This window comes from Streptomyces sp. NPDC088730, assembly GCF_044751215.1.
GTDB lineage: Bacteria > Actinomycetota > Actinomycetes > Streptomycetales > Streptomycetaceae > Streptomyces.
The window spans coordinates 290,606-311,213 of the sequence record NZ_JBIVLK010000005.1 but is presented as its reverse complement, the minus strand read 5'-3'; the positions used below and the strand labels follow the sequence as shown (position 1 = coordinate 311,213).

Genomic DNA, 20,608 nt, shown 5'->3' with positions numbered 1-20,608 from the left:
CCGCATCACCACCGTATCCGCCGAATACGGACAGCCACCTGCGGGCCCCGGCCGTCACCCGGCAGACGGGACCGCGTGCGCGCCGCCGGCCGGGCGCGCCCCGTTCGCCGCCGTGCTCAGCGGTTCCGTTCGAGGAGACGGCCGGTGGGAGCCTCCAGCACGCCGTCCGACGCGATCCGTACGCCGCGCAGCCAGGTGGACCTGACGACACCGTGCAGGGTCCGGCCGGCGTACGCGGTGACCTGGTTGCGGTGGAACAGCCCGGCCGGGTCGACGGTGAAGGTCGCGTCGGGGGCGAGGACCGCGAAGTCGGCGTCCCGGCCGGCCTCGATCGCGCCCTTGTCGCGCAGCCCGGCCAGCTCGGCGGGGGCCGCCGACATCCAGCGGGCGACGTCGTCGAGCGAGTGGCCGCGCCTGCGGGCCTCGGTCCAGATGGCGGGCAGACCGAGCTGGAGGGAGGAGATCCCGCCCCACGCGGAGGCGAAGTCCGGCGTCTTGAGGTCCGTGGTGCAGGGCGAGTGGTCGGAGACGATGCAGTCGATGGTGCCGTCCGCGAGCCCCTCCCACAGCGCGTCCTGGTTGGCCGCCTCGCGGATGGGCGGGCAGCACTTGAACTCGGTCGCGCCGTCCGGGACCTCCTCCGCGGTGAGGGTGAGGAAGTGCGGGCAGGACTCGACCGTGACCCGCACGCCCTCGCGCTTGGCCGCGGCGATCAGCGGCAGCGCGTCGCTGGAGGACAGATGCAGTACGTGGACGCGGGCGTCCAGTCGCTTGGCGTGGGCGATCAGCCCTTCGATCGCGGTGTTCTCGGCGTCGCGCGGCCGGGAGGCGAGGAAGTCCGCGTAGGCGGGGCCGCCGCGCTGCGGCGCGGCCGCCAGGTGGTGCGGGTCCTCGGCGTGCACGATCAGGAGCCCGCCGAACCCGGCGATCTCCGCCATCGAGCGGGCCAGCTGCTCCTGGTCCAGCTCGGGGAACTCCTCGACGCCGGAGGGCGACAGGAAGCACTTGAAGCCGAAGACCCCGGCCTCGTACAACGGGCGCAGGTCCTTCACGTTGGACGGGACCGCACCGCCCCAGAAGCCGGTGTCGATGTGTGCCTTGGGGGCGGCCACCCGCTGCTTGACGCGCAGGTGCTCGACGGTGGTGGTCGGCGGGAGGGAGTTGAGCGGCATGTCGAGCAGGGTGGTGATCCCGCCGGCCGCGGCGGCGCGGGTGGCGGTGTGGAAGCCCTCCCACTCGGTGCGGCCGGGGTCGTTCACATGGACGTGGGTGTCCACCAGTCCGGGCAGCAGGACGTCGTCGCCGAAGTCCTCCAGCCGGGCACCCTCGGGCACCTCCGCGTCGTACGCCAGGACGGCGTCGATCTTCCCGTCGGTGACGGCGACCGTCGCGGGCCGCGTCCCCCCGGGAGTGACGACGCGCGTCGAGCGCAGTACCAGCTTCACGTCCGTAGCGGACACCCGTGCTCCCCACTTCAAGAATTCAACGAACTGTTGAAGGAGTCTTCACGCGCGAAAGCGGCCCGTCAAGACCCTCATTCCCGGTGTCGGCCACTCAGCGGACCATCCGGGATGCCGACTGGAGATTTCCACAAAGTAAAAGACTGATTTCGTAGAGCGGAATGTAGAATAAGCCGGAGCCTCTGTCCCGGATCCGTCCGGCTGCCGGTGGACACCCGGACAAACGGGCCCTGACCGGCCAGGACGCCGCTCTGGAACAGTGGGCCGATCGGGGAGCGCCCGGTAGGCTGCTGCCTTGCTCTTCCGCTTCGAAAGGACCGTTGACGTGCCGTCGCCCCACGCCAGCACATCCGACTCCAAGCCCGCCGGACCCAGCGGTGGTGTGCAGTCCCTTGAGCGCGCCTTCGATCTGCTGGAGCGGATGGCCGACGCGGGGGGCGAGGTCGGTCTGAGTGAGCTCTCCGCGAGTAGCGGACTGCCGCTGCCCACCATTCACCGGCTGATGCGCACGCTCGTGGTCTGCGGATACGTCCGCCAGCAGCCCAACCGGCGCTACGCGCTCGGCCCGCGCCTGATCCGGCTCGGCGAGTCCGCCGCACGACTGCTCGGCACCTGGGCCCGCCCGTACCTCGCGCGGCTGGTCGAGGAGACCGGCGAGACCGCGAACATGGCGCTGCTCGACGGCGACGAGATCGTGTACGTGGCGCAGGTGCCGTCCAAGCACTCGATGCGCATGTTCACCGAGGTGGGCCGCCGGGTGCTGCCGCACTCCACCGGTGTCGGCAAGGCGCTGCTCGCGCACACCTCGCCGGACGAGGTGCGGGCGCTGCTGGCACGCACCGGGATGCCGGCCGCCACCGAGAAGACGATCACCACCCCCGAGGGCTTCCTGGACGCGCTGGAGCAGGTCCGCAGGGCGGGCTACGCGGTGGACGACAACGAGCAGGAGGTAGGGGTCCGCTGCCTCGCGGTCTCGGTACCCAACTCACCGACCTCGGCCGCGATCTCCATCTCGGGTCCGGCGGGCCGGGTGACGGAGGCGGCTACCGAACGGATCGTGCCGATCCTCCAGCAGGCCGCCAAGGAGCTCTCCGAGGTGCTGGCCAGCAGCGGGACGTCCGGCTGACCGGTTCGACGCCGGACGGGGACGCACACCGACGACGCGGGGGCGCCGTCAGGTCAGTGCCGGGGCGGTCAGCCGGCCGTCCCGCATCGTGACCGTCACGTCCATCCGGTCCAGATGGGTCCGGTCGTGGGTGACCATGACGGTCGCCGTGGACCGCTCGCGGGTCAGCGTGACGAGCAGGTCCAGCACGGCCGCCCCCCGTTCGTGGTCCAGCGCGCTGGTCGGCTCGTCGACGAGCAGGACCGCCGGGTCGTTCATCAGGGCCCGCGCGATGTTGATCCGCTGGCGCTGGCCGCCGGAGAGCTGGTGCGGTCTGCGGTCGGCCTTGTCGGCCAGGCCGACCGCGTCGAGCAGTTCCAGCGCCCGGGTCCGGGCGGCCCGGGGCGCGCCGCCCGAGAGATGGGCCATGACCTGGAGCTGCTCCGCGGCGGTCAGCGACGCCAGCAGGTTGGGCTGCTGGAAGACGATGCCGATCCGTTCGCGGCGCAGCGCCGCCTTGTCCGCGCGGCTGAGCCCCACCGTCTCGGTCCCCGCGACGAGGACGGCACCCTCGTCCGGGGTGACCAGGGTGGCGGCCACGGCCAGCAGGCTGGACTTGCCCGAGCCGGAGGGGCCGACGACCGCGGTGAGGGTGCCGGCGGGCACATCGAGGCAGACCCGGTCCAGGGCGGTGAGCCGGCCGTCGCCGTCGGGGTAGGTGAGCGTGACGTCGGTGAGGGTGAGGGTCATCGGGCACTCCCGAGTGCGGTGAGCGGGTCGACGGCGGTGATCCGCCGGATGGACAGGGCCGCCCCGACGGCGCCGAGGGCGATCATGACGGCTGCCGGGACGAGGACGGTCGACGCCTCCAGGACGAAGGGCACGGCGCCGCCGCTGACCAGGGCGCCGATGCCGGAGGCGAGGGCGGTGCCGATCCCGGTACCGACGGCGAGCATCACCACCGCCTGCCCGAGTGCGTCCCGGAGCAGATAGGGCGTGGAGGCACCGAGTGCCTTGAGGACGGCGACGTCGCCGCTGCGCTGGATCGTCCACACGGTGAAGAAGGCGCCGATGACGAGGGCGGAGATGGCGAAGAGGAATCCGCGCATCAGCTGGAGCGAGCCGTTCTCGGCCTGGTAGGAACCGATGGCGGTGAGCGAACCGTCCAGGGTGAGCGTGCTGGTGCCGGCCGCGCGGTCGCCCGCCGCCAGGTCCGCGCCGTCGGTGGTGGTCAGGGCGATCACGGTGGCGCGGGCCGCGCCGTCGGCCCCGAGCCGCTGCCAGTCGGCCAGCGCGGTCCACACGACCGGCGTGTGGCTGTACGAGGCGTCGCCCGCGACGGCCGCGACGGTGACCTCGGTGCCGCCGAGCCGCAGCCGGTCACCCGTCCGGGCCGAGAGGTCCTCCGCGGCCTGCGCGGAGAGCACCACCTTTCCCGGTCCCACCGGGGTGCCGGAGGGCGCCAGGCCGCTGTCCGGTTCGACGCCGAACGCCGAGACGGCCGCCGTCCGCTCCCCCGCCACCGCGGCGGCGTCGACCGTGCGGATGCCGAGCGGCTGGGCCTTCTCGACGCCGGGCCGCCCGGCCCAGCTCCGCCAGGCGCTCTCCTCGACGGTGGAATTGGTGAAGGACACCGACTGGCCGTCGGGCGGGGCGGCGAACGCCAGGTGGTCGGCGCTCAGCCCCGTGACGGCCGAGGTGTTCTCCCGGGCCAGTCCGGCCGTGAGCCCGGACAGCAGTCCCACGAGCAGCGTGATCAGCACCACGACCGAGCCCATGAGCGCGAACCGGCCCCTGGCGAACCGAAGATCTCTCCATGCGACGAACATGACTCCAGCGTCGGTCCGGGCGGTCCGGGAAACATCGGCCGCGGGCTGGGCCCGACATCAACCTTTCGATTGACCGGCCTCCGGCACCGCCCGCCTACGCTGGACGAATCATGGAATCACGTGTTCATCCGCCGGTCGCCGCCGCGCTGCGGCTGTGTCTGCACGCCCTGCTGCTGGGACTGCTGGCGCTGGCGGCGGTCAAGGCGGTGAGCGCCGGGGACCCGCACGCCGCCGGCGTCGTCGTGGTGTCCTGCGTGCTGGCCGCGGTGTACGCGGCCGGTGCGCTGGCTCCTGTCGTGCAGCCGGGGACCCGGGCCGGGGCGTGCTGGCTCGCCGTGCTGGGAGCGCTCTGGCTGGTGCTGCTAGCACTGTCTCCGGACGGGCTGTGGGTGGCGTTCCCGCTGTACTTCCTCCAGCTGCACCTGCTGCCGGTGCGCTGGGGGCTGCCCGCCGTCGCGGTGACCGCGGCCGCCGCCATCACCAGCTTCCTGGTGCACGGGCAGCCGGTCACGCCCGGCACCTTCATCGGCCCGGTGCTCGGCGCCGCGGTGGCCGTCGCGACGGTGCTCGGGTACGACGCGCTGTTCCGGGAGAGCGAGCGGCGCCGCGAACTCATCGAGGAGCTCGTCTCGACCCGGGCGGAGCTGGCGGCGGCCGAACGCACCGCCGGCACGCTCGCGGAACGCGAACGGCTGGCGCGGGAGATCCACGACACCCTCGCGCAGGGCCTCTCCAGCATTCAGCTGCTCCTGCGTGCGGCCGAACGCACCCTGGAACCGGACGCGCCCGCCACCCCCCATGTCCGCCGGGCCCGCGAGGCCGCCCAGGACAACCTCGCCGAGGCCCGCCGCTTCGTCCGCGCGCTGACCCCGCCCGACCTGGAGAACGGCTCCCTCGCGGCCGCCCTGGAACGGCTCTCGGAGCGCGGCACGGACGCCGCCCTCACCGTGCAGTTCGCCGTCAGCGGCACCCCGGTGGAGCTGCCCACCCCGTACGAGGTGGCGCTGCTGCGTACCGCGCAGTCGGCGCTGGCCAACACCGCGCGGCACGCCGGGGCGCGGCGGGCCGAGATCACTCTGAGCTTCATGGACACCTCGGTGTCGCTGGACGTGGTCGACGACGGCCGCGGCTTCTCGCCGGACACCGTCCCGGCCGGCGGCACCGGGACCAGTGGCTTCGGGCTGCCCGCCATGCGGTCGCGGGCCCGTTCCCTGGGCGGCACGCTGAGCGTCGAGTCGGCGCCCGGCCAGGGCACGGCCGTCGCCCTCACCCTGCCGCTCCCCGCCGGTACGCACCTGCCGCTCCCCGCCGGCCCGAACGGACAGGACCCCGCATGACCACGCCGATCAGGCTGCTGCTCGCCGACGACCACCCGGTGGTCCGGGCGGGACTGCGGGCCGTACTGGACACCGAGCCGGACTTCCACGTCGCCGCGGAGGCCGCCACCGCGGAGCAGGCCGTGGCGCTGGCCGCGGCCGGCGGGTTCGACGTCGTCCTGATGGACCTGCAGTTCGGCCCCGGCCTGCACGGCTCCGAGGCCACCGCCGCGATCACCGCGGTGCCGGACGCGCCCCGGGTGCTGATCCTGACCACCTACGACACGGACGCCGACATCCTCGCCGCGGTCGAGGCGGGCGCCGCCGGCTATCTGCTGAAGGACGCCCCGCCGGAGGAGCTGGCCGCCGCGGTCCGTACGGCGGCGGCCGGCCGGTCCGCGCTCGCCCCGGCCGTGGCGCACCGGCTGATGGACCGGATGAGGACCCCGGCGGAGGCCCTCACCAAGCGCGAGCTGGAAGTTCTGCAACTGGTCGGCGAGGGGCTGTCGAACCTGCGGATCAGCAAGAAGCTGTTCCTGAGCCAGGCGACGGTGAAGTCCCATCTGGTGCACATCTACGCCAAGCTGGGCGTCGACTCACGCACGGCGGCGGTCGCCGCGGCGACGGCCCGCAGACTCATCCGCCGCTGAACCGGAGCCGCCGCCCCTCCCCGGACGTCCGGGAAGGGGCGGCGGCTCAGCGGCGCGGCGGCTCCGGTTCACCCGAGCAGCTGCTCGGGTTCAGCGGCGCGGCTGCTCGGGTTCAGCGGCGCGGCTGCTCGGGTTCAGCGGCGCGGCTGCTCGGGTTCAGCGGCGCGGCGGCTCCCCGAAGAGGTCCACGGCGACCCGTACGTCCCTGAGTGCCGACGCCAGCGCGCTGACCGAGCCGATCGCCCCCGCGATCAGCAGCAGCGAGCGGCGGAGCCGGGGAATCTCGGGCGCACCGCTGACCGCCATCGCGTCCAGCGCCGCCAGCTCGTCCTCCGCGACCGCGCGGTCCGGGAACTCCGCGGGATGTCCGGCCAGCTCCCGCCGGAGCCGGGAGACGGCCGTACGCAGCTCCGTCACCCTCGGGTCCTCGTTGCTGCTGGTCACCCGCGCCTGCCCCACGCTTTTCAACAAAGCACTCCCCCTCACACATCCTTGTGCCGGTGTTCCTACCGGGTCCCGGACCGTGGTCAAGTGTCCGGGGATGCGGGCAAGTTAACGCCATGAAAGGTGCCGTGCGCCACTCCACGGGCGCAACCCGGTGTGTCCCGAGCGATCACAGCCGGTTGCAGAAACGGTCCGTCTGTGCGGGAGCCCGGCTTGTGAGGTATCCAGGCCGCATGACAAGCAATCCGCTCCATTCGTCCCCCTCCGTCAACCCGGGCGTCGCCGGGCTGCTCCTCGCCGCGGGCGGCGGGCGCCGGCTGGGCGGCCGCCCCAAGGCGCTCCTGGAACACCGCGGCGGCCTCCTCGTCGACCACGCGGTACGCGTCCTGCGGGACGGCGGCTGCGGCCCGGTCCACGTGGTGCTCGGCGCGGCGGCCGACGAGGTGCGCGCCGGGGCGGAGCTGTCCGGCTGCGCGGTGACCGTCAACCCGGAGTGGACCGAGGGCATGGGTTCCTCGCTGCGGGCCGGGCTCGCCGCCCTCGCCGGGACGGACGCGGACGCCGTCGTCGTCCTGCTGGTCGACCAGCCCGGCATCGGCGCCGGGGCGGTGGCGCGGGTGCGGTCGGCGTACCGCTCCCGCACGAGCCTGGCGGCGGCCTCGTACGCGGGTGAACGCGGCCATCCGGTGATGTTCGGGGCCGATCTGTGGGCAGACATCTCGGCGGGGGCGGTGGGCGATCAGGGGGCGCGCGCCTATCTGCGGGAGCACCGCGACGCGATCACACTCGTCGAGTGTTCCGATGTGGCTCAGGCGTACGACATCGACACGGCGGAGGACCTGTCCCACCTTGAGTGAACGCGCTGGCACGCTGCGCCAGCGAGGACCCACTTCTGTCGACCCGGAGAATCTCGACATCAACAAACCATTGAACTTCCACCATGAGGAAACTACTATCCACTGGTCAGAAGCCCTCTGCACCCCAGACGGCGGTCACGGCCGTATCCCGGAGCCATGGCACGCCGTGCCATCTCAGGCGACCCGGCGGCCGTGAGACGCCGTCCGCACCGCCCGCTGAAGGAGTGACAGCTCATGTCCGCACCAGCGCCGTCCTCGCTGGCCATCGTCGATGCCGAGCCCCTGCCCCGGCAGGACGAGGTCCTCACCCCCGCGGCTCTCGCGTTCGTGGCCGAGCTGCACCGCCGGTTCACGCCGCGCCGTGACGAGCTCCTCGCCCGCCGCGGCGAGCGCCGCGCCGAGATCGCCCGCACCTCCACGCTGGACTTTCTGCCGGAGACCGCGGCGATCCGTGCGGACGACTCCTGGAAGGTCGCACCGGCCCCCGCGGCCCTGAACGACCGCCGGGTGGAGATCACCGGTCCCACCGACCGCAAGATGACCATCAACGCCCTGAACTCGGGCGCCAAGGTCTGGCTCGCCGACTTCGAGGACGCGTCCGCCCCCACCTGGGAGAACGTCGTCCTCGGCCAGCTCAACCTGATCGACGCCTACAACCGCGCCATCGACTTCACCGACCCGAAGTCCGGCAAGTCCTACGCCCTGAAGCCCGCGGACGAGCTCGCGACCGTCGTCACCCGCCCGCGCGGCTGGCACCTGGACGAACGCCACCTCCAGCTCGACGGCACCCCGGTGCCCGGCGCGCTGGTCGACTTCGGCCTCTACTTCTTCCACAACGCCCAGCGCCTCATCGACCTCGGCAAGGGCCCGTACTTCTACCTGCCGAAGACGGAGTCGCACCTGGAGGCCCGCCTCTGGAACGACATCTTCGTCTTCGCCCAGGACGAGCTGTCCATCCCGCAGGGCACCGTCCGCGCCACGGTCCTGATCGAGACGATCACCGCCGCCTACGAGATGGAGGAGATCCTCTACGAGCTCCGCGACCACGCCTCCGGGCTGAACGCGGGCCGCTGGGACTACCTCTTCTCCATCGTCAAGAACTTCCGCGACGGCGGCGCCAAGTTCGTCCTGCCGGACCGCAACGCCGTGACGATGACCGCCCCGTTCATGCGGGCGTACACCGAACTCCTGGTCCGCACCTGCCACAAGCGCGGCGCCCACGCGATCGGCGGCATGGCGGCCTTCATCCCGTCCCGCCGTGACGCCGAGGTCAACAAGGTCGCCTTCGAGAAGGTCAAGGCCGACAAGGACCGCGAGGCCGGCGACGGCTTCGACGGCTCCTGGGTCGCCCACCCCGACCTGGTCCCGATCGCGATGGCCTCCTTCGACGCGGTGCTCGGCGAGAGGCCGAACCAGAAGGAACGCCTGCGCGAGGACGTCTCGGTGGCCGCCGGCGATCTGATCGCCATCGACACCCTGCACGCCAAGCCCACCTACGACGGTCTGCGCAACGCCGTCGCGGTCGGCATCCGCTACATCGAGGCCTGGCTGCGCGGCATGGGCGCGGTCGCCATCTTCAACCTGATGGAGGACGCGGCCACCGCCGAGATCTCGCGCTCGCAGATCTGGCAGTGGATCAACGCGGACGTGGTCTTCGAGAACGGCGAACACGCCACGGCGGACCTGGCCCGCAAGGTCGCGGCCGAGGAACTGGCCGCGATCCGCGCCGAGACCGGCGACGAGGCCTTCGCCGCCGGCAGGTGGCAGCAGGCCCACGACCTGCTGCTCCAGGTCTCCCTGGACCAGGACTACGCGGACTTCCTGACGCTGCCCGCGTACGAGCAGCTGCGCTGACGCCTCCCGCGTGAGCCCCGGCTCCCGGTACCGCACGGCACCGGGAGCTGAGGCGTGCCGGGCGGGCCGGGCTTCCCCGTGGCGTGCGCTTCAGACGAGGCGGATCGACGTGACCTCGTGGACGGCCGCGGAGCTCGTCGCCGGGCCGTGGCAGGTCAGCCGGTGCGGCGGGGCGCGGTGGACCCGTACCTCGACGTCGTAGGCCGTCGGGCGGGGCCGGTGACCGATGACCCGGATCAGCCAGTGGGCACCGGCGCGGGAGGTCCCGGCGACCGTGTAGTCGTGCCGGCCGGCCGGGCCGAAGCGCCCGAGCAGGGCTGCCACAGCCGTCTGCTGGGGCGGAGGGAGGTCCGTGTATCCGCGCAGGTGTTCCGCGTGGATGCGTCCGGCCAGGTGTTCGCCCACCACTTCGACGGATGAGCCGGCGTCCAGACCCCCGTAGTAGACGCCGTCGGGTGCGACGACGACATTGGCGGCGAACCGGTCACCACCGACATGCGTGCACTCCCACACCAGGTCGGGCCAGCGCTCGTGCAGAGCGCGGCCCACGGGCCGTCCGCGCACCGCACAGCAGGTGTCGTGCTGGCCGTGGGTGCAGACGAGCACGACGGGAGGGAGTCCGGTCTCTCCCGGAGCGCCGGGCTCTCCCGGGGTGCCGAGCGCTCTGGCGACCTCCGCCAGGTCCTCGTCCCGGCTCCACGTGCCCCACTGCTGGCGATGGGCGCCGGAGCCTTCGTAGCGCAGCACCGCCCAGCACTTCGGGCCCTCGCGCCTGCGGCGTCCGTGGCGCCTGATCAGAAGGACGCGCGCCCGCGCCGCCTGGGCGGAGGCGAACAGGAGCCCTTTGACCCCGGGCGGCAGATCGAGGCCGTCGAAGCCGTTGACCGGCCATCCGCCCCGGTACTCGATGAGGACCCAGACACGGCCGTACGGGGCCGTGCCCACGATGGAGTCGCCGCGGTCCCGGGCGGCGTCGGCGCAGAAGAAACGCTCCGTCTCCCTCACTCGGTCACCGCGGCGGCGTCATGGCCCGGCGGGCACGAGCACGCCCGCGTGCAGCAATCTCCCGGCGAGCTCGACACCGAGATCCCCGGCCGTGCGGACCTCACCGTCGAGCAGCCGGGCCAGCGACGGCAGATCCTTCTCCGGCACGTCGAGCAGGCCCACGCGGGTGGTCAGGCGTCCGCCCTCCAGCCGTGCTTCCAGTGCCTCCCGGAGCCGGACCGGGGTCCGGGGACCGAGGCCCTCGACGGCCGCGAGCTGGGCCAGTGGCCCCAGCGGCGCCGGCCGTCCCCGTGCCCGCCGCTCGTGGTGGAACAGCGGCGTGGCGTCGGACTCCGTGACCGCCGCGACCAGGCGTTCGCGCACCAGGTCCATCTCGCCGGCCGGCCCGTCCACGCCCAGGGGCAGGGAACCCCGCATGCCCGGGTCGTCGCGCAGCGCCGCGAGTGCGGCCTGGGCGAGCTGTTCCGCCAGCTCGTACCGGGTCCAGCTGTGGATCCCGAGCGTCAGGTGGATCGAGACCTCGCCCTGCGCCTCGGCGGCGTGCAGCCAGCCGCGGGGCAGGTAGAGGACGTCACCCGGTGCGAGCACGGTGTCGATGTGGGGCTCGCCCCCGGCGGCCTCCGCGACGGCGGAGCGATGGGCGGTCCAGGGCTGGTCGCGCAGTGGGTCGGGGTGGACGGGCCGGTGGACGATCCAGCGTTTGGTGCCCTCGATCTGGAGGACGAAGACGTCGTGGACGTCGTAGTGGTCGTCGAACCCCCGGTTCTGGGGCGGGGTGATGTAGGCGTTGGCCTGTACGGGGTGTCCCAGTTCCCCGCTCAGCCCGGTGCTGAAGTCGGCGACCGGGCCCCATGTGCGCTGCAGGGCTTGCAGGACGAGGGTGGCGCCGTCGGCGAACTGCCGCCACAGAGCGGTGTCGTCGAGCTGGTCGGAGATGGTGGCTCCCACGCCCGCGGAGGAGGTGAACGAGGACGCGGGAAGCGTGGCGCCGTTCCTGGCCACGCGGAGGAAGGGGGTGCGCAGTCCGCGCCGCGAGATGAGTTCGTCCACGGCGTCGGCGGAGAACAGGTCCGAGAAGTCGTCGGCGCGGCGGGTGAGCAGCGCGGTGCGCGCCCAGACGTCACGGGCGAACTCCTCCCGGCGGAGGCGGGTCAGGCGCGTCTCCAGGACCCCGGCGCCCGCCGTCGCGGCACCGGGGTCCTGGAGCTCGGTCCGGGACGCGCTCAAGAACCGTTGCCGGACCGGTTCGCACCGCCGTCCGCACCGCCGTCGTGGACGCCGGGCGTACCCGCCGCACCACCGTCCGCCGGACCCTCCGCGCCGCCGTCCGCACCGCCGTCCGCGCCGCCGTCGGCACCCCCGTCCGCGCCGCCGTCGTGGACGCCGGGCGTACCGGCGGCACCACCGTCCGCCGGACCCTCCGCGCCCCCGTCGGCACCGCCGTCGTGGACGCCGGGCGTACCCGCCGCACCACCGTCGGCCGGACCTTCTTGCTGGTTCGGGTCCTGCTCGGGGTTGGTCATGGTTCCTCCCGCGCATCGATAGGGCTGGGGCCGGGCCCCCGTCCCGGGGACCCGCGTGTCGGGCAGGGTGACCCCTCATGGGCACCGCGATCAGCGTACCGCTATGAGCGGAAAGTATCGCTTTGGGATGATTCGTCCCGATGAATTCTGGCCGGCTCGCGGAGCCCCGCAAGGCTCCGCGAGCCGGTACGCGTCCTCCCGGCCGCTACTTCAGCCCGGAATCGAGTGCGCCCAGCAGGGTGCCCTGCGGGGTGTCGCCCGACATCTCCCAGACCATGACGCCCAGCAGGCCCTTGTTCTTCACGTAGGCCGTCTTCTTGCCGATGGACCAGGTGTCGTCGAAGGACCACCACTGGTTGCCGGTGTAGCCGTACGTGGAGACGGACTGCTCGTCGTGATGGACCGTCATCGTCGGGTAGGCGCCGATGAGGTTGGAGTAGCCGCGGGTGCCGGCCTCCTCGGCGAACTGGCCGGGAGCGGCTCCGCCCGCGGACTGCCATTCGCCCGCGGCTCCGCCGTCGGTGACGTTCTGCCAGCCCCGGCCGTAGAACGGGATGCCCAGGGTCAGCTTGCGGGGTTCGACGCCCGCGTCCGTGTACGCCTTGATCGCGGCGTCCGCACTGAAGTGGAAGCCGTACGGGTCCTGGTCGTCGGCGTAGAGGTTGGCCTGGTGGCCGGTGCGGTTCGGTTCCCAGGAGTTGTCGCTGCCGGAGCCGTGGAAGTCGTAGCCCTGGACGTTGGCCACGTCGAGGGAGTCGAAGACCTTGCCCAGGTCCCAGCCGTCACCGATCTTCTGCGGGTCGGCGGGGGTGAAGGCGGTGAGCAGGCGGTGGCCGCCGCCCAGCGCGTCCAGTTGCCTGCGGAACTCGGCGAGCAGCAGGGTGAGGTTGTTCCTGTCGTTCGGCGAGTAGTGGTTTCCGGGGTGTCCGGTGCCGGTGCCCGGCCACTCCCAGTCGATGTCGAAGCCGTCGAAGATACCGGCCGCCGTGCCGGGGCCGCCCGCGCCGCCGTACTCGGGCAGGTTGCCCTTGATGTACATGTCGATGCAGGAGGAGACGAACTTCTTGCGGGCCGCGTCGCTGGCCGCCACGTCGGAGAAGTACTTCGAGTACGTCCAGCCGCCGAGCGAGACCACGATCTTGAGGTTCGGGTGGAGCTTCTTCAGCTTCTTCAACTGGTTGAAGTTGCCGCGGAGTTTGCCCCAGCCGTCGTCCGCGACACCGTCGACCGACTGGGCGGCGCTGAACGGGCGGGTGTAGTCGGCGTCCGCATCGCCGGCGCCGGTGCCCTGCTCGGGGTCCTCCGGGTCGGCGGTGGTGCCCTTGGTGACGCCGTTCAGGCAGGTGAGGTTGTTGGGGTCGATGTTGGCGAAGGCGTAGTTGACGATGTCGAGCTTGCCGGCGGCCCCGGAGTCGTGGAGGTTCTTCACGAAGTACTGGCGGCCGTAGATGCCCCACTGGACGAAGTAGCCGACCTTGGCGTAGTTGCCGGCGCCGACGATGTCGTCGGTCTTGACCGTGAGCGTGTTGCTCGCCGCCGAGGCGTTGTCCGCGGGGTCGCGGGCCTTGACCGTGAAGGTGTACGGGGTCGAGGGCGACAGGCCGCCGATGGTGGCGGTGGTCGTCGTGCCGGAGACCGTGGTGGCCAGGGCGCCGCCCCTGTAGATGTCGTACGCGGCGACCCGCTGGTTGTCCGTGGCGGCGGTCCAGGCCAGCGTGACGGACGAGGAGTCGGTGGCGGTGGAGTGCAGCGCGCCGGGGGCCGTGGGCGGGGAGGTGTCGGTGGCCGGATCGACGGTGGTGACGGTCAGCGGGGCGCTCGCGGCGGAGGTGTTGCCCCGGGTGTCCTTGGCCCGGACGGTGAAGGAGTAGGCGGTGGCGGGCGTCAGGCCGGTGACCGTGGCGGAGGTCGCGGCGGTGGCCGAGCCCATCACCTTGCCGCCCGCCAGGATGTCGTACGAGGCCACGGGGAAGTCCCCGGCCAGGGCGGCCGTCCAGGACAGCGACGCGGTGCGGGCGGTGACATCGGTCTGCTTCAGTCCGGCGGGCGCGCCGGGCGGGGCGTCCGCGGAGCCGTCGCACTTGTCGCCGTTGATCCGGCAGCCGGTGGGCGCGGTGATCGGTCCGGTGGCGACGAACCAGAAGCTGTACGGCTCGGTGGTGCTGTGCGCCGCGACCGTGCCGTTGTAGTGGGCGTTGACCGCGGTGATGTGGCTGCCCTGGGTGGTGACGGTGCCGTTGTAGGAGCTGCTGATCGCGACCCCGGCGGGCAGGTCGAATTCCAGGCTCCAGCCGGTGACGGCCGCGTCGGTGTCGTTGTGCAGGATGTACGTCCCCTTCCACCAGGGACCGTTGTCGGCCGAGGTGAAGGTGGCCGTCAGCTTGCCCGCCGCGTGCGCGGGCGTGGCCTGGAGGGACAGCAGGGCGAGTAGGAGGGCGAGTGCGGCGACCAGCGCGGTCGCCGTTCTCCGTCTGAGAGGTATGCGCTCGAACATGGTTCTCCCTTGTGGCAGGGACCCGTGAGGAGGTCCTGAGGGGGGAGCTGGTGTCCTTCGTTCCATGGAGCACAGGGGAAACTAATTGGTCTGGACCACCACGTCAATAGGTACAGACCAATAGGTGCAGACCTCTTGTCCCTCACCGGCCGTCGCACCCGCGGGCCCTGCCCTCACGCCACTCTCACGCCTCCCTTGCGCCACTCCCCCGCACCCCGCACGCCCTCGCGCCCCCTCACGTCCCTACCGCTCCCAGCGCCACGAACACGCAGATCAGGACCGCCAGGACGGCGAGCAGCGGCCAGACGAAGCGCAGGTACTTGTCGTAGCCCACCTTGGCCAGCGCCACCCCGCCGATCGTCACCGCCGTCGTGGGCACCCACAGGTTCATCCAGCCGCTGGCCGCCTGCCAGGCCGTGACGACTACGGCGCGCGAGACGCCCGCGAAGTCGGCCAGCGGGGCGAGGATCGGCATGGCCAGGGTCGCGTGACCCGAGGTCGACGGGATGAGGAAGGCCAAAGGCAGGTTGACGACGAACACGACGACCGCGAACACCGCGGAGGAGGTGCCGGAGACCAGGCCCTCGATGGAGTGCAGGACGGTGTCGGTGACCCGGGAGTTGTTCATGATGACCGTGACCCCGCGGGCCAGCACGATGACCAGCGCGGGCGAGATGAAGTCGGCGGCGCCCTGGACGACGGTGGCGCTGATCTTCTGCTCCCCGAACCGGGCGACGATGCCGACGAGGACGGCCGCGACCAGGAAGAGCGCGGCGAGCTGCGGGAAGGACCAGCCCAGCTCGAAGCCGTACGGGGTGGCGTCCGCGTCCCCCGTCAGGGCGCTGGACCACGGGACCACGGAGAAGATCATGAAGGCGAAGGTCAGACCGACCAGGACCAGGACGAGGCGGTGGAGCGGGGTGAGCTCGGGCGGTTCGTCCGTGTCGGCCGCCGCGTGGTCGCGGTCGCCGGGCAGGAAGCCGGACAGCGAGCGGTCCGGGTCCTCGCGCACGCGGTTGGCGTACCGGATCACGTAGCCGATCGTCACCGCCGTCAGGACGACCCACATCACCGCGCGCAGCACGATCCCGTCGCCCAGCGAGATGTCGGCGGCGGCGGAGGCGACCCCGGTGGCGAACGGGTTGACCGTGGAGCAGAGCACGCCGACGCCCGCGCCGAGGATGATCGTGCCGGTGGCGACCATCCGGTCGTAGCCGAGGGCGAGCATCAGCGGGACGATCAGCCCGTAGAAGCCGAGGGTCTCCTCCGCGAAGCCCTCGACCGTGCCGAGCAGCGAGAAGACCAGCATCACGCCCGCGATGAGCAGGGCGCCGCGCTCGCGCAGCCGGTGGGCGAGGCGGCCGATCCCCAGGTCGAGCGCGCCGGTGGCGAAGACGACGGTGATGAAGGCGCCGATCGCGATGACGAAGAGGAACACGCCCGCGCTGCCGTACAGCTCACCGGCCAGATCCGGGCCGACCTGCCCGGTTCTCGCGTCCTGCACTCCGTACAGGCCGTTGACCGGGGAGAGGAAGAGGTCGTTCAGCCGGTCGACGATGCTCTGGCCGGAGGGGACGCGGTGGTACGTGCCCTGGATCGGCGCACCGGACTTGGTGCGGTCGTACGCGCCGGACGGGATCAGGAAGGCCAGCGCCCAGACGGCGAGCGTGACGACGACCAGCACGGTCAGGGCGCTGGGGAAGACGAACTTCCGCCCCTCCGGCGGCTTCTCCTCCGCCGGGGTTCCGGTGTCCAGGGTGCTCACGCGGTGCTCCCGTCGCGGTGCGCGGCGGCGTACTCCCGCAGGAACGCGGCCTCCGCGATGACGGCGGAGCGGAGCTCGGAGAAGAGGACCCGCTCGTTGGGGGCGTGCAGATTGCACATGCTGTCCTGGGCCCCGAAGAGCAGGATCTCGGCGCCGGGGACGGCCCTGGCCAGGCCGTTGACGAGCGGGATCGAGCCGCCGCTCGCGACGAACGCCGGTTCCGTGCCCCAGCCCTCGCGCAGGGCCGTCCACGCGGCCCGGTAGGCGGGTCCGCCGGTCGCGGGCTCGAACCCGGGGCCGGTGTCGCCGGGGGTGACGGTGAGCGGGATTCCGAACGGGCGCAGAGCCTCCAAGTGGGTGACGAGCAGCCCCAGCGCCTCCTCCGGGTCCTGCTCAGGGTGGAAGCGCAGGTTCAGCTTGGCGCGGGCGTACGGGACGACGGCGGAGGCGGCGTGGTCCACGGACGGGGCGTCGATGCCGATGACCGTGACGGCGGGACCGCTCCACAGCCGCTCGCCGAGGCTGCCGGACCCGATCAGCGGCATCCCGTCGCGGACCCCGGCCAGCGCGCGGAACTCCTCCTGCGTGTACGTCGTGCCGGTCCACTCCTCACGGCGCAGGCCCTCGACGGCGACGTCCCCGTGCACGTCGTGCAGGGTGGCCAGCGCCTTGAGCAGGGCGAGCAGCGCGTCCGGGGCGGCGCCGCCGAACTCGCCGCTGTGGCGGGGCTCGTCCAGGGTCCGCACCTCGACCACCAGCTCGGCGGCGCCGCGCAGGCCCGTGGTGAGCGTGGGGCTGCCGGGGCGGAGGTTACCCATGTCCGCGATGACCATCGCATCGCAGACGAAGCGGGCCGGGTCCGTGGGCGGGTAGTCGTCGAAGGCGCTGCCGTACTCCTCCTGGCCCTCCAGGACGATTCGGAGGCCGGTGGGCGGCCTGCCCCCGTAGGCCCTCAGCACGCCGAGGTGCACGATCAGGTTCGACTTGTCGTCCGCGATGCCGCGGGCGCGCAGCCCGCCCGCCACCGGGGTGGGTTCGAACGGCGGTGAGAGCCACAGGCTCTCGTCGCCGGGGGGCTGTACGTCGTAGTGGCCGTAGAGCAGCACGGTCGGGGCGTCCGGCGTCGGGGGCGGGACCTCGGCGACGATGACCGGTGCGGTGCCGGGCAGGTCGAGCCGTTCGATCCGTTCGACGCCCGCGCCGCGCAGCAGGTCCACGAGCAGGTCGTGGGCCTGCCGCACGGGTTCGGCGGGGAAGCCGGGGAACGCGACGGACGGGATGGCCGTCAGCCGTTCCAGGTCCGCGGTGAGCCCGTCCATCAGTGTGTCGACGCGGGAGCCCAGGTCCATCGCATCCCCTGTTCCTCGTGGAGTCCGTCAATGAGGTTCTGGGGTCAAATGGATCATATGGGGCGTCCGCCCGCACGGCTGAGGGCCGGTCAGCCGCCCAGCACCACCGTGCGCGAGGCGGAGAAGTCCCCCCATGTGCCGTCCGGGAGCTTGGCGCGGATCTTCATCGCGTAGCGGGTGCCGCGCGGGTCGCTGACGGTCAGCCGGTAGCTCGCCCGGCCCGCGGGCGGCTCGCCTCCCCAGACGATCGTGGTCGTCAGCCGGCCGTCCAGGTAGAGCTGGTAGGCCGGGATCTCGCCGCCGGTCCTCGGTTGCTTCCAGTCCAGATCGACGGCGTACTCCTTGCCCTGGGCGGTGCTGGTGACCTTCAGGTCCGTGGGGGCCGTGGAGGCGGGCGCGCCGGGGGCGGACGCGGTGGTGAGGTCGAAGGCGTTGCTGTCCTTCGACGAGGTGTCGGCGGCGTCCCGGGCGCGGACGGTGAAGGTGTAGACCGTGCCGGGCCGCAGTCCGGTCAGCCGGGCCGTGGTCTGCGTGCCGGGCACGGTGTGGATGCGCGAGCCCTCCTGGTAGATGTCGTACGAGGTGACGCCGACGTCGTCCGTGGAGCCGCCCCAGGACAGCGTCGCCGCCCGGCCGCCGTCGGCCTTGCCGCGCAGCCGCACCGGCCGGGTGGGGGCCTCGTGGTCGGCCGGGGTGGGGGCCGGTGTGGTGACGGAGACGGCGGCGCTCGGCGCGGAGAGGTTCCCGGCGGCGTCGCGGGCGCGGACGGTGAAGCTGTAGGCGGTCGAGGCCGTCAGCCCGTCGATGTCGATCATCACCCTGGCGGCCGGGACGGTCTTGACCTTCTTGCCCTTGCGGTAGATCTCGTAGGCGGTGACGGCCTTGTCGTCGGTGGCCGCCTCCCACATCACGTGCGCCGAGGTGGCGCTGCCTGCCTGCACCGTCACCCCGCGCGGCGCCGTGGGACTGCTGGTGTCGGTCTCGGCGTCGGAGCCGCAGGCGGTGAGGGTGGCGAGGAGCAGGGCGGCTGAGCAGGCCAACGCGGCGGTTGCGTGGGGGCGTTGCACGGTCTTGCCTTCCGTCCGGCAGCAATGGTCCAGACCTGTATCGCACGGTGCGGGGGTCCCCGACAAGGGGACGGAGCGGAACCTTCCGCAATATGCCGGTGTGCACCGCGCCCCCACCGCCCCGGCGGGTCGCCGGGCGATGAGTTCTGGGCGCCCGGGGAGTCCGCACTGTATGGACAACGAGACGAAGACCGCTCCCCCGCAGGACCTGGCACCGGCGGCCAGGCAGCTCGCCGGGCTGCTCGACGCGGTGGACGGGCCCCGGCTGTCGGCGCCGACCCCCTGTCCCGGTGTGCCGGTGAGCGCCCTGCTCGCCCACATCGGCGGGCTTGCCGTGGCCTTCCGCGACGCCGCGCACAAGGAGCTGGGGGCGACGACCGACACGGCGCCCTCGGTGGAGGGGATGGTGCTCGCGGAGGGCTGGCGCGACACGCTGCCGCGGGCGCTCGACGCGATGGCCACCGCGTGGCGCTCCCCGGAAGCCTGGCAGGGCATGACGCGGGCGGGCAGTGTGGATCTGCCGGGCCAGGTGGCGGGCATGGTCGCGCTCAACGAGCTGGTGCTGCACGGCTGGGATCTGGCGAGGGCGACCGGGCAGCCGTTCCGGGCGGAGGAGGCGCATCTGGAGTCCACGCTGGTGCTGCTGGCCGAACCGGGCGACAGCCCGCCGGCCGGCTCGCCCTTCGGACCGCCGGTCCCGGTGCCGGACGACGCACCGCTGCTGGACCGGGCCGTCGCCCGCAGCGGCCGGCGCCCCGACTGGCGGCCGGGCGGCTGACACCACCCCTGGTCAGGTGGGCGCGCGGCCGCGCGCCCACCTGACCAGCTGAAGGCTGCCGCGAACGGGGCGTGCCGCGCCCCCGGCCTGGCAGGCTGGAGCGGTGAAGCTCGGCACACGTCCCCTGATCGCCTCGGCCGCCGCTTTCGCCCTGGCCGCGGCGGCACTCTCCGGCTGCTCCGGGACCGGTCCGGACGCCGCGTACGGCAAGGGGTCCCCGGCGGCCGGACTGGACGATCCGGCGGATCCGGCGGATCCGGCGAAGAAGGACATCGCCATGCGGCTGGTCTCCAGCGCGGAGAACTCCACCCTGGACTGGACGTCCCAGTACGGGTACATCGAGGACATCGGCGACGGCCGCGGCTACACCGCGGGCATCATCGGCTTCTGCTCCGGCACCGGCGACATGCGCCGGGTCGTCGAGCGCTACGCGAGGGCCCGGCCCGGAAATCCGCTGGAGCGGTTCGGGCCGGCGCTGCGGCGGGCCGAGGGCAGCGACGCGCACGCCGGGCTCGGCCGCCGCTTCACCGGGGCCTGGGCGGACGCGGCCGGTGACGCCGCCTTCCGGTCGGCGCAGGACGCGGAGCGGGACGCGTCGTACTTCGGCCCCGCGGTCGCGCGGGCCAAGGCGGACGGGCTCGGCGCGCTGGGCCAGTTCATCTACTACGACGCCTACGTGATGCACGGGTCGGGCGACGCGGAGGGCACGGTCGGCTTCCGCACCATGCGCCGCCGCGCGCTCGCCGAGGCCGCTCCCCCCGCGCGGGGCGGTGACGAGAGGGCGTATCTCGGCGCGTTCCTGGACGTCCGGGTCGCGGCGATGCGCGAGGAGGAGCCCTCGCACACCGACACCAGCCGGGTCGAGACGGCCCAGCGGGTCTTCCTGAAGAAGGGCGACCTGAATCTCGACCCGCCGCTCGACTGGAAGGTGTACGGCGACAGCTACCGGATCGACGGCCCGTAGCCGGCCGGGCCCGTCGGCGCGTCCGGCCGGAGCGGCCCGCGGCCCGATTTCCGACCGCACCCAACTCGTATGCGTCACAGGGGTGTACGGCACTCCTCGGAGTCTGATAGGAAAGGTTCCTAACAGAAGAATCGGAACGACGAACTCC

The 20,608-nt window shown here is 72.6% G+C and carries 18 protein-coding genes; 7 read left to right on the top strand and 11 right to left on the bottom strand.

The features are described 5' to 3' along the window. Positions 1-116: 116 nt before the first annotated feature. Positions 117-1,460, bottom strand: a complete 1,344-nt coding sequence (gene allB, locus ACIP89_RS18830; RefSeq protein ID WP_402115765.1) for an allantoinase AllB — start codon at positions 1,458-1,460, stop codon at positions 117-119. Positions 1,461-1,785: 325 nt separating this feature from the next. Here allB and ACIP89_RS18825 point away from each other — a divergent pair, with 325 nt between their 5' ends. Beyond that, complete coding sequence (locus tag ACIP89_RS18825) at positions 1,786-2,586, top strand: IclR family transcriptional regulator (protein ID WP_402115763.1); 801 nt, start codon at positions 1,786-1,788, stop codon at positions 2,584-2,586. Between the two features lie 48 nt (positions 2,587-2,634). Here the strand turns inward: ACIP89_RS18825 and ACIP89_RS18820 are convergent, their stop codons facing one another. After that, positions 2,635-3,315: an ABC transporter ATP-binding protein gene (locus tag ACIP89_RS18820; protein ID WP_401933411.1), complete on the bottom strand. Its 681-nt coding sequence runs from the start codon at positions 3,313-3,315 to the stop codon at positions 2,635-2,637. Then, positions 3,312-4,394: an ABC transporter permease gene (locus ACIP89_RS18815; RefSeq protein WP_402115762.1), complete on the bottom strand. Its 1,083-nt coding sequence runs from the start codon at positions 4,392-4,394 to the stop codon at positions 3,312-3,314. Before ACIP89_RS18815 ends, ACIP89_RS18820 begins: the two co-directional genes overlap by 4 nt. Positions 4,395-4,504: 110 nt before the next feature. Here ACIP89_RS18815 and ACIP89_RS18810 point away from each other — a divergent pair, with 110 nt between their 5' ends. Both ACIP89_RS18810 and ACIP89_RS18805 read left to right on the top strand, forming a co-directional pair. Then, a complete protein-coding gene (locus tag ACIP89_RS18810) occupies positions 4,505-5,731 on the top strand; it encodes a sensor histidine kinase (RefSeq protein WP_401933405.1) in 1,227 nt (408 codons plus the stop codon). Then, a complete protein-coding gene (locus tag ACIP89_RS18805) occupies positions 5,728-6,360 on the top strand; it encodes a response regulator (protein WP_401930062.1) in 633 nt (210 codons plus the stop codon). The genes ACIP89_RS18810 and ACIP89_RS18805 overlap by 4 nt, the downstream gene beginning before the upstream one ends. A gap of 156 nt (positions 6,361-6,516) precedes the next feature. Here ACIP89_RS18805 and ACIP89_RS18800 read toward each other — a convergent pair whose 3' ends face one another. Then, positions 6,517-6,819: a DUF5955 family protein gene (locus ACIP89_RS18800; RefSeq protein WP_306086253.1), complete on the bottom strand. Its 303-nt coding sequence runs from the start codon at positions 6,817-6,819 to the stop codon at positions 6,517-6,519. A 218-nt stretch (positions 6,820-7,037) separates the two neighbouring features. Here ACIP89_RS18800 and ACIP89_RS18795 point away from each other — a divergent pair, with 218 nt between their 5' ends. Then, complete coding sequence (locus ACIP89_RS18795; protein WP_402115761.1) at positions 7,038-7,661, top strand: NTP transferase domain-containing protein; 624 nt, start codon at positions 7,038-7,040, stop codon at positions 7,659-7,661. Between the two features lie 234 nt (positions 7,662-7,895). Further along, the gene (gene aceB, locus ACIP89_RS18790; RefSeq protein ID WP_402115759.1) at positions 7,896-9,515 is read left to right on the top strand and encodes a malate synthase A; all 1,620 of its coding nucleotides are present in this window, start codon (positions 7,896-7,898) and stop codon (positions 9,513-9,515) included. Between the two features lie 90 nt (positions 9,516-9,605). Here aceB and ACIP89_RS18785 read toward each other — a convergent pair whose 3' ends face one another. From ACIP89_RS18785 to ACIP89_RS18755, 7 genes are all read right to left on the bottom strand, one after another. Further along, positions 9,606-10,520 (bottom strand): sucrase ferredoxin, encoded by a 915-nt coding sequence (locus ACIP89_RS18785; RefSeq protein ID WP_402115757.1) that lies wholly within the window; start codon positions 10,518-10,520, stop codon positions 9,606-9,608. Positions 10,521-10,538: 18 nt separating this feature from the next. After that, positions 10,539-11,747, bottom strand: a complete 1,209-nt coding sequence (locus tag ACIP89_RS18780) for a cupin domain-containing protein (RefSeq protein ID WP_401930070.1) — start codon at positions 11,745-11,747, stop codon at positions 10,539-10,541. Continuing rightward, the gene (locus ACIP89_RS18775; protein WP_402115755.1) at positions 11,744-12,043 is read right to left on the bottom strand and encodes a BatC protein; all 300 of its coding nucleotides are present in this window, start codon (positions 12,041-12,043) and stop codon (positions 11,744-11,746) included. The genes ACIP89_RS18780 and ACIP89_RS18775 overlap by 4 nt, the downstream gene beginning before the upstream one ends. Positions 12,044-12,248: 205 nt before the next feature. Next, positions 12,249-14,537 carry a glycosyl hydrolase family 18 protein gene (locus ACIP89_RS18770; protein ID WP_402115753.1) on the bottom strand — a complete coding sequence of 763 codons (2,289 nt, stop codon included), beginning with the start codon at positions 14,535-14,537 and terminating at the stop codon, positions 12,249-12,251. Between the two features lie 235 nt (positions 14,538-14,772). After that, positions 14,773-16,302: a YfcC family protein gene (locus ACIP89_RS18765; protein ID WP_402115752.1), complete on the bottom strand. Its 1,530-nt coding sequence runs from the start codon at positions 16,300-16,302 to the stop codon at positions 14,773-14,775. Next, on the bottom strand, positions 16,299-17,651 hold the full coding sequence (locus ACIP89_RS18760) for a M20/M25/M40 family metallo-hydrolase (protein WP_402115750.1): 1,353 nt from the start codon (positions 17,649-17,651) through the stop codon (positions 16,299-16,301). Before ACIP89_RS18760 ends, ACIP89_RS18765 begins: the two co-directional genes overlap by 4 nt. An 89-nt stretch (positions 17,652-17,740) precedes the next feature. After that, positions 17,741-18,718: a fibronectin type III domain-containing protein gene (locus tag ACIP89_RS18755; RefSeq protein ID WP_402115748.1), complete on the bottom strand. Its 978-nt coding sequence runs from the start codon at positions 18,716-18,718 to the stop codon at positions 17,741-17,743. Positions 18,719-18,890: 172 nt separating this feature from the next. Here ACIP89_RS18755 and ACIP89_RS18750 point away from each other — a divergent pair, with 172 nt between their 5' ends. Both ACIP89_RS18750 and ACIP89_RS18745 read left to right on the top strand, forming a co-directional pair. Then, entirely contained in the window at positions 18,891-19,496 is a 606-nt protein-coding gene (locus ACIP89_RS18750) for a TIGR03086 family metal-binding protein (protein WP_402115747.1), read from the top strand. A gap of 103 nt (positions 19,497-19,599) precedes the next feature. Then, positions 19,600-20,460, top strand: coding sequence for a chitosanase (locus ACIP89_RS18745; RefSeq protein WP_402115745.1), 861 nt, complete (start codon positions 19,600-19,602; stop codon positions 20,458-20,460). Positions 20,461-20,608: the final 148 nt, after the last annotated feature.